Source organism: Flavobacterium sp. (assembly GCF_031363805.1).
Lineage (GTDB): Bacteria > Bacteroidota > Bacteroidia > Flavobacteriales > Flavobacteriaceae > Flavobacterium.
The window spans coordinates 1-2,008 of sequence record NZ_JANLVD010000193.1 but is presented as its reverse complement, the minus strand read 5'-3'; the positions used below and the strand labels follow the sequence as shown (position 1 = coordinate 2,008).

3 protein-coding genes are annotated in these 2,008 nt (G+C 34.8%); 2 read left to right on the top strand and 1 reads right to left on the bottom strand.

What is annotated here, in order from left to right; all coding sequences use genetic code 11:
- Window positions 1-137: 137 nt before the first annotated feature.
- Complete coding sequence (locus RMN92_RS10435) at window positions 138-623, bottom strand: DUF6252 family protein (protein WP_309609388.1); 486 nt, start codon at window positions 621-623, stop codon at window positions 138-140.
- 202 nt (window positions 624-825) lie between these two features.
- Here RMN92_RS10435 and RMN92_RS10430 point away from each other — a divergent pair, with 202 nt between their 5' ends.
- Window positions 826-1,386, top strand: a complete 561-nt coding sequence (locus RMN92_RS10430) for a 30S ribosomal protein S16 (RefSeq protein WP_309609387.1) — start codon at window positions 826-828, stop codon at window positions 1,384-1,386.
- Window positions 1,387-1,401: 15 nt separating this feature from the next.
- Complete coding sequence (rimM, locus tag RMN92_RS10425; protein ID WP_282713559.1) at window positions 1,402-1,926, top strand: ribosome maturation factor RimM; 525 nt, start codon at window positions 1,402-1,404, stop codon at window positions 1,924-1,926.
- Window positions 1,927-2,008: the final 82 nt, after the last annotated feature.

The following is a 2,008-nucleotide window of genomic DNA, read 5'->3' as shown; positions in this document are numbered from 1 at the left end:
AGAACAAATGTACTGCTATTTTTCTCTAATCTACTACATATTAGCTAATTTATGTTTTATTTCACTTTTAAAAAAAATAGGAGTTGCAATAGTAAAACTTTGTAATGATTAGTATTTATAAGAAAACAGGCCTAAAATTAGGGAATTAAAGATTTTTCTACTGGAATTTTATAAAAAACACCTTGCTGAAAATTGACAGTTGCATTCGCTTGGGAACTGCTATCGGTATTTTCAGCACTAAACTTAAAAGTACCAGTAACAGTCTTGTTGATAGCGTCGTATTCTGTAATTATAATTTGGCCTTGACCAACACCAAAACCCGTTGTATATGTAGTTAGACCAGTAGCCGGATTAGTAATGGTACAAACTGCTTTACTTGCCTCACTTGTTCCAAGAAAATAAGTTTGAGGCTCAGCAGAAGCTGTTTTCAAGGATATCGTTTCGTTTACAATAAGTGATTCTATCAGCAAGGATCCATCTGAAGTAATAGTAGCTTTTGATCGCACACCTCTCCAAAACACATTGTCTTTTAGACCCTGAAAAGAAGGATTGTTGAAACGAACGTCGTCCTCACAGGAAAGCAAGCCAAAAAAAACAAGGGCTATCAAAAAATATTTTTTCATAATAATTCACTTTTGTGAGGAACAAAAATAGGACATTAGACCTTAAATAAAAGACAATTGCTACAAAAAACAAAACTATCGCTTAGGTTAATACTCTAAACTTGATTAAAATAGTACAGCAGTTAGCATTTATCGATAAAAAATGTATCTTTGCACCCTTAATTAATCGAGGTCGAGTACCTCAAAATTTAATCACAAGATTATGTCAGTAAAAATTAGATTACAAAGACACGGTAAAAAACAAAAACCTTTTTACTGGGTTGTAGCGGCAGATGCTCGCTCAAAAAGAGATGGTAAATACCTAGAGAAAATCGGTACTTACAATCCAAATACAAACCCAGCAACTATCGAGTTAAACCTTGAAAGTGCAGTAAAATGGTTGCACAATGGTGCACAACCAACTGATACTGCTAAAGCTATTCTTTCTTACAAAGGAGCTTTATTGAAACACCACCTTGATGGCGGTATTCGTAAAGGTGCTTTGACACAAGAACAAGCGGATGCAAAATTAGCTGCTTGGTTAGAAGCTAAAGCTGGTAAAGTTGATGCTAAGAAAGAAGGTTTGACTAAAGCACAAGTTGCTGAAAAAGCTAAAGCTTTCAAAGCAGAGCAAGAAGTTAATGCTAAACGTTTAGCTGCTGCCGCACAAGCTGAGGCTGATGCTATCGCTGCTGCAACTCCTGCTGTTGAAGAGGAAGTTGCTGAAGTTGAAGTTGAAGAAGCTCCTGCTGCAGAAGAAAATAACGAAACAACTGAAGCATAATTTTAGAAGGCGACAATGCGTAAAGAAGATTGTTTCTACTTAGGTAAAATCGCTAAAAAATTTAGTTTCAAAGGGGAAGTTCTTGCCTATTTAGATACGGACGAACCTGAGTTATACGAAAACTTGGAATCAGTGTTTGTTGAATGCAACAAACACTTGGTTCCATTTTTTATTGAAAGCAGTTCGCTGCACAAAAACGATTTTCTTAGAATTCGTTTTGAAGATATGAATACCGAAGAAGATGCCGATGCAGTAATTGGCAACGACTTATATCTGCCCTTAAATATGTTGCCAAAACTTACCGGCAATAAATTCTATTTCCACGAAGTAATTGGTTTTGAGGTCGAAGACAAAAGACTAGGCGTTGTTGGAAAAATTGAATCCATAAATGACACTACAGCTCAGCCTCTATTTGAAGTTTTAAACGGTGATGTAGAAATTCTTATCCCTATGATTGACCATTTCTTGGTTAAAATTGATCGTGAAAACAAAAAAGTAATCATGGATTTACCAGAAGGGTTAATTGAAATGTACCTTTAGTTTATTTTTTGAACCATTAAGAAATTAAGGTTCATTGCGTTTTTTTCTTAATTCCCTTAATTTCTTAATGGTTTAATTTTTT